Genomic DNA, 6,530 nt, shown 5'->3' on the forward strand with positions numbered 1-6,530 from the left:
CCCAACCCAATGCTCCGCTCTTTCGCCACGTTCGGCGCCGTTGCCCTTCTCGGCGCCTGCGCGATCGCCCCGGCCCCGATTCAGCCGGAGGAGCATTTGGCGCGCGCCAAGGCCGACTTCGCGCTGCTCTACAAGGACCAGGAGCCCCTGACCGGGCCGCTGACCGCGCACGAGGCGGTGGCGCGGGCGCTGAAGTTCAACTACGACCAGCAGCTCGCCAGCGTCGAGGCGGCCTTGCAGTCCAGCCAGTTCGACGTGGCGGTGATGAACATGCTGCCGCGTCTGGCGGCGAGCGCCGGCTACAACGGCCGCAACAACGAAGCCGCCTCGTCCAGCCTGTCGGTCATCACGCGGCGGCAGTCGCTGGAACCCTCGACCTCGCAGGACCGCTTCCGCAGCACCGCCGACCTGACCTTCTCCTGGAACCTGCTGGACTTCGGCGTCGGTTATTTCCAGGCGCGCCAGCAGGGCGACCGCGCGCTGATCGCCGTGGAACGGCGGCGCCGAGTCATCAACAACATCGCCAAGGAGGTGCGCAGCGCCTACTGGCGCACCGCCACCGCGCAACGCCTGCTGCCGAAGATCGACCCGCTGCTGGCGGAGGCGGAAAAGGCGCTGCAGGCCAACGCCCAGATCTCCAAGGATTCGCTGGAGCCGGTGCTCCAGACGCTGGAATACCGCAAGAACCTGCTGCAGGTGATCACGCAGCTCCGCCGCCTGAAGTCGGACCTGTCGGTCGCCAAGGCGCAGCTGGCCGCGCTCGTCAACATCCCGCCGCGCACGGAATTCACGGTGGTCCCGCCGCCGGAGATGCCGCCGGTGCCGCGCAGCCTGTCGGCCGACCTGCCGTCGCTGGAGCTGATCGCCCTGTCCCAGCGCCCCGAACTGCGTGAGGAGGCGTACCAGGAGCGGGTCGACCGCAACAACCTGTACAAGGAGATGGTCCGGATGGTGCCGGGCCTGTCGATCCTGGGCGGGCTGAACTACGACAGCAACTCCTTCCTTGTGAACAACCTGTGGGCCGAGGCGGGGGTGCGCGCCACCTACAACCTCGTCAACCTGATCAGCGGCCCGGTCGCCATCGACGCCGCCGAACGGCAGATCGAGGTGTCGAAGGTCCGCCGTCTGGCGCTCAGTGTCGCCGTGCTGACGCAGGTCAACGTCAGTTACCAGCAGTATCTGCGCGCCGTGGAGACTCTGGACTCGGCTCAGGAGGTCGCGCGGGTGGAGGCCGGCATCGCCAGGGCCGTCGCCAACGGCGGGCTGGCCCAGTCGGAGCCGGAGTTCGAGAGGATCCGCCGCGGCCTTGCGGCGGTGGCCGCGGAACTCGACCGCGACCGCGCCTTCACCGACCTGCAAGCGTCGCTTGCGAACCTCTACACCTCGCTGGGCTTCGATCCGGTGCCGGCCTCGGTCGAGACCAAGGATCTGAAGGCGCTCAGCGCCGTGGTCCGGGATGCGCTCGACAACCTCGATGCCGGGCGCCTGCCGGAGGTCCCGCACCTCGACCCGGCTCCCGAAAAGACGTCCGAAACCCCCGCCAACCCAGACGCACCGCCGGCATCATGATGCATCGCTTCAGGGCGTGTCTTTCCTTCAGGGCGTGTTTTTCCGCCGCCGCTCTCCTCCTCGTCGGAGGACCGGCAATGGCGGCGGAGGCCGGCGGGGATTCCCTGCCGGTCGTCTCCCGCGAGATCCGGGCGCAGGTCACGGCGCGCGTCGCAACGACCCTGTCCAGCCCCATGGCCGGCCGCATCCGCGACCTGTCCATCGAGGACGGCGACCGCTTCAAGCAGGGCGAGGTGCTGGTCCGCTTCGACTGCGCGGTGCAGGAGGGGCAGCACGCCCGCGCCGTCGCGGTGCTGGAGAAGAACCGCCAACTCCAGGACGTGAACGAGAAGCTGCGCAAGCTGGGCTCGGTCAGCGTCAAGGAGATGAACGTCTCCCACGCCGACGTGGCAACCGCGGCGGCCGAGGTCGGCATCACCAGGGCGATGGTGGACCGCTGCACCGTCTCCGCCCCCTTCGCGGGCCGGGTGGCCGGCGTGTCGGTCAAGCGCTACCAGTTCATCGGGGAAGGGCAGCCGATGCTGGACATCCTCGACGACAAGCAGCTGGAGCTTGAGGCCATCATCCCCTCCCGCTGGCTGACGTGGCTGGGCGTGGGCACCGGCTTCCAGGTGGAGGTGGACGAGACGGGCAAGAGCTACGCCGCCAAGGTGTCCCGCCTGTCGGGCCGCGTCGATCCGGTCAGCCAGTCCGTGAAGATCTACGCCGCCATCATCGGCCCGGCCCCCGACCTGCTTCCGGGCATGAGCGGCCGCGCCCTGATCGCCCCCCCCGAGGAGCCGAAGCCTGCGGGTGCTAACCCCAGCGGTCCTACACAATGAGCGCCCAGCTGAACCGGCAGCTCCTGCGGCTGTCGGCCCTGCTCCAGATCGAGCGGCGGGCGCGGCACGCGGGGCGGGCGGAGCTGTCCTTCGTGATGGCCAACGAGACCGCCGGGGTGCTGCCCTACCAGCAGGCCGCCGTGTGGATCGGCGACGCGCGCGGGCGCATCGACGCGCTGTCCGGCGTGGCCGTGCCAGACCTCGCCAGCCCCTACGCCCAATGGCTCCGCCGCCTCTGCGCGGATGTGGCGGGCGGGGAAGGCGGGGCGGATCCGCGCCCCGTGACGGCGGAGGATGTGCCCGGACCGCTCGGCGACGAATGGGCGGAGCATCTGGCCCCCTGCGCCCTGTGGGTCCCCCTGGTCGCCCCCGGCGACGAGCGCGTCGGCGCCCTGCTGTTCGCCCGCGCCGAGCCCTGGACCGAGGCCGACCGGCATCTGCTGGCCCACATCGCCGACGCCTACGCCCACGCCTGGGTGCTCGCCCACGCCCGCCGCCCGCGCCTGCGCCGGGGCGGTTCCGCCTGGAAGAAGGCGGCGGCCGTCACGGCCCTCGCCCTGCTTCTGGGCGGGGCGGCCTTCCCCGTCCGCCAGTCGGTGCTCGCCCCGGCGGAGGTGGTACCGCACACGCCGACGCTGGTCCGCGCGCCCTTCGACGGGGTGGTGGACAGTGTCGCCGTCACCCCGAACCAGACCGTCGCCGCCGGCCAGCCGCTGTTCGCGCTCGACACCGCGCAGCTGCGCAGCAAGCTGAAGGTCGCGCAGAAGGCGCGGGAAGTCACGCAGACCGAATACCAGCAGGCCACGCAGCAGGCCGTCTTCGACCCGAAGGCCAAGGCGAAGCTGTCCATCCTCCAGGGCCATCTGGAGCAGCAGGCGGCGGAAATCGCCTATCTGCAAAGCCTCCTCGACCGCGCCACCCTGGCCGCCCCGGCGGCGGGCGTGGCGGTGTTCGACGATCCCAACGACTGGATCGGCAAGCCGGTGACGCAGGGCGAGCGGATCATGATCGTCGCCAACCCCGCCGACGTGGAGCTGGAAATCCGCCTGCCGGTCGGCGACGCTATCCCGCTGGACGAGCATGCGGACGTCGCCTTCTTTCTCAATGTGGCACCGGACGCGCCGATGCGGGCGCGGCTGCAATCCACCAGCTACCGCGCGCAGACCATGCCCGACGGCGTGGTCGCCTACCGCCTGAAGGCGAGCTTCGTGGGGGAGGGCGAGACGCCGCGCCTTGGCTTCAAGGGCACCGCCAAGGTCTATGGCGAGACGGCGCCGCTGGCGCTGTGGATCCTCCGCCGCCCCATCGCTACGGCGCGCCAATGGCTGACGTTCTGACCGCGCCGCAAGGGATGCTCCCAGGGGCACCGACCTCGCCGGCCGAAGCGCCTCTGCCGCCGCTGCGCGACGATCTGGCGTTGCTGCCCGGCCCGCCGACCCACGATGGCGCGCCGACCTGGACCCTGCACGACCCGGCGGCCAACCGCTTCCTGCGCATCGGCTGGCTGGAGTTCGAGATCCTGCAACGCTGGCCGCTGGGGCGCGCCGATGCCATCGCGGAGGCGATCCATCGCGAAACGCCCCTGCCGGTCACGCCCGAGGAGGTGCTGCACTTCCTCCAGTTCGCAGAGCGGAGCGAGCTTCTGCACCCCATCGGCCCGCAGGGCACCGCGCGCATGGCCCGCGTGGTCCATCTGCGCCGGCTGCACCCGCTGAAGTGGCTGCTGAAGAACTACCTGTTCCTGCGCGTGCCTCTGGTCAGGCCCGACGCCTTCCTGCGCGCCACGCTTCCCATCGTCCGCCGCCTGTTCACGCCGGGATTCCTCGCGCTGGTGCTGGGTGTCGCGGCGCTCGGTCTGTTCCTGATCGGCCGGCAGTGGGACAGCTTCACCCACAGCTTCCTGCACCTGTTCACGCTGGAAGGGGCGGCGATGGGCGGTGCGGCGCTTCTGTTCGCCAAGATCATCCACGAGCTCGGGCACGGCTACGCCGCGCGGCTCTGTGGCTGCCGCGTGCCGTCCATGGGCGTGGCCTTCATGGTGCTGATGCCCGTGCTGTGGACCGACACGACGGAAGCCTGGCGCCTGACCTCCCGCCGCCACCGGCTGCTGATCGACGCCGGCGGCATGCTGGCGGAACTGACCCTGGCCGCCTTCGCCTCGCTGGCCTGGAGCTTCCTGCCGGACGGGCCGCTTCGCTCCGGCGTCTTCATGCTGGCCGGCACGACGTGGATCATGACGCTGGCGGTGAACCTGAACCCGCTGATGCGCTTCGACGGCTATTTCCTGATGGCCGACGCCCTGGACATCCCGAACCTGCAGGACCGCGCCTTCGCCATGGGCCGCTGGTGGCTGCGGGAACGGCTGTTCGCCCTTGGCGCCCCGCCGCCGGAGGTGCAGACGCCGGGGCGGCGGCGCTTCATGATCGGCTACGCGCTGTCCATCTGGGTTTACCGCTTCGTGCTGTTCACGGGCATCGCGCTGCTCGTCTATCACCTGTTCTTCAAGCTTCTCGGCCTGTTCCTGATGATGGTGGAGATCGGCTGGTTCATCGTGCGTCCGATCCTGTCCGAGCTCGCCGCCTGGGCGGCCCACCGCCGCGCCATGCGCTGGAACCGCAACAGCGCCGCCACGCTGGCCGCCTTCGGCCTGCTCGTCGCCGCCTTCCTCGTGCCCTGGCGCAGCGAGGTGTCCGCTCCGGCCATGCTGCACGCCGAGCGACAGGCCGTGCTCTACGCGCTGCACGCCGGCCGGATCCGGACCATGCCCGACGGGGTAGGGGCGGGGCTTGACGCGAACGCCCCCGCCTTCGTTCTGGACTCGCCCGACCTGTCCTACAGGATCGCCCAGGCGGAGCGTCAAATCCGCCTCCATCAGGTGCAGGCCAACGCCCAGGCGGCGGATCCCGAACAGGCCTCGCAGTTGCCCGTGACGTGGCAACAAATGGAAGGGGCGGTCGCCGACCTGGAAACCCTGACCGCGCAACAGGCGGAGATGACGGTCCGCGCGCCCTTCGCCGGCCGCGTGCTGGAACTGGCCGATCATCTGCGTTCCGGAGCCTGGGTCGCCGCGCGAGAGCCGCTGGCCCTTCTCGTGGAACCGGACAGCGTCGTCGCCCAAGCCTATGTTGCGGAGGCGGACCTCGCACGCCTGACGCCCGGCGCCGCCGCCCAATTCATTCCGGAGGATGGTTCCACCCCGACGCCCTTGCGGCTGCGCGCCATCGACGCGCTCCCGACGCGCGAACTGGAGTCCGCCGAACTCGCCTCCACCCACGGCGGGGGCGTCGCCGCCCGGGCCTTGCCCAGCGGAAAGATGGTGACGGAGGAAGCCGTCTACCGCGCCACCCTGGCACCGGACACCGGCCTGCGGCTTCCCCACGCCGTCCGCGGCACCGTCCTGATCGAAGGCGAGCGCATAAGCTGGGGCCGCCGCCTGTGGCGCATCGCCCTGGGCGTCCTGATCCGCGAGAGCGGCTGGTGAGTCTGGCGGCTCGGTCCAAGGCCATCCACGAAGGAGGCCTTGACGGGACTGGCAAAGGGGTGGCATTGCGCGCTTTGTAGGCAAGCGGCTTTGGGGATGAATGGGGCTGTGACAATAGCCTTTCGGCGCGACTTTAAAACTCGATAAGTCATCTTATGGAAAATACATAGCGTGAGAAGCGGCCGCGACCGCTACGCCGAGGAAAAAGATCGCGTTACTCGCCGGACTGCCACTTCGCGAACAGTTCCCTGAACAATTGCTCGGCGCGCTCCAACCCCTCGGGCGCGAACACCACGGACTTGGCCTTTCCGACGGGATTGCTGATCAGCTCCTTGGCATGCAGACGGTCCATCGCCTCCCAATCAAAGGACTTCCACGCCCGTACGTCGTCGTGCAGCCCAAACCACAACAACGCAAGCACGGCGTCATCGACGCGATCCGTATCGATCGCCATAGCCGCCTCCATCGCCGAGACCTCAATTATGCAGTGCGGCGCGGGCAACCACAATTCAGCAGCCCTGCCGCGCACAGCGTAATACAAAGCCGGCGCTCCTTGTGGGGAGCGCCGGCTTTTGGTGTGTCGTGTCGAAGGGTGTAAGTGTTGAAGCGTCGTCCAGCGGATGTTGGCGTGTGCCGTGGTGACCTGGCGGCGACCTACT

The 6,530-nt window shown here is 69.6% G+C and carries 5 protein-coding genes; 4 read left to right on the forward strand and 1 reads right to left on the reverse strand.

The annotated features are described in order from the left end of the window. Positions 1 to 9: 9 nt before the first annotated feature. From ACSVC7_RS25785 to ACSVC7_RS25800, 4 genes are all read left to right on the forward strand, one after another. Complete coding sequence (locus ACSVC7_RS25785) at positions 10 to 1,569, forward strand: TolC family protein (protein WP_448207611.1); 1,560 nt, start codon at positions 10 to 12, stop codon at positions 1,567 to 1,569. A 77-nt stretch (positions 1,570 to 1,646) separates the two neighbouring features. After that, positions 1,647 to 2,390 (forward strand): efflux RND transporter periplasmic adaptor subunit, encoded by a 744-nt coding sequence (locus ACSVC7_RS25790; protein ID WP_448207612.1) that lies wholly within the window; start codon positions 1,647 to 1,649, stop codon positions 2,388 to 2,390. Continuing rightward, complete coding sequence (locus ACSVC7_RS25795) at positions 2,387 to 3,727, forward strand: efflux RND transporter periplasmic adaptor subunit (RefSeq protein ID WP_483508807.1); 1,341 nt, start codon at positions 2,387 to 2,389, stop codon at positions 3,725 to 3,727. The genes ACSVC7_RS25790 and ACSVC7_RS25795 overlap by 4 nt, the downstream gene beginning before the upstream one ends. Next, entirely contained in the window at positions 3,712 to 5,871 is a 2,160-nt protein-coding gene (locus tag ACSVC7_RS25800; RefSeq protein WP_448207613.1) for a site-2 protease family protein, read from the forward strand. Before ACSVC7_RS25795 ends, ACSVC7_RS25800 begins: the two co-directional genes overlap by 16 nt. 214 nt (positions 5,872 to 6,085) lie before the next feature. On the opposite strand, the gene ACSVC7_RS25805 is transcribed toward ACSVC7_RS25800, so the two are convergent. Further along, a partial coding sequence (locus ACSVC7_RS25805; RefSeq protein WP_483508808.1) for a DUF6429 family protein occupies positions 6,086 to 6,530 on the reverse strand: 445 nt, incomplete at its 5' end.

It is taken from the genome of Azospirillum mesophilum (assembly GCF_053470405.2).

Bases quoted from the DNA above. Each gene is read 5' to 3' on its own strand.
- ACSVC7_RS25785 (WP_448207611.1), top strand. From the start codon at position 10: ATGCTCCGCTCTTTCGCCACGTTCGGCGCCGTTGCCCTTCTCGGCGCC.
- ACSVC7_RS25795 (WP_483508807.1), top strand. From the start codon at position 2,387: ATGAGCGCCCAGCTGAACCGGCAGCTCCTGCGGCTGTCGGCCCTGCTC.
- ACSVC7_RS25800 (WP_448207613.1), top strand. From the start codon at position 3,712: ATGGCTGACGTTCTGACCGCGCCGCAAGGGATGCTCCCAGGGGCACCG.
- ACSVC7_RS25790 (WP_448207612.1), top strand. From the start codon at position 1,647: ATGGCGGCGGAGGCCGGCGGGGATTCCCTGCCGGTCGTCTCCCGCGAG.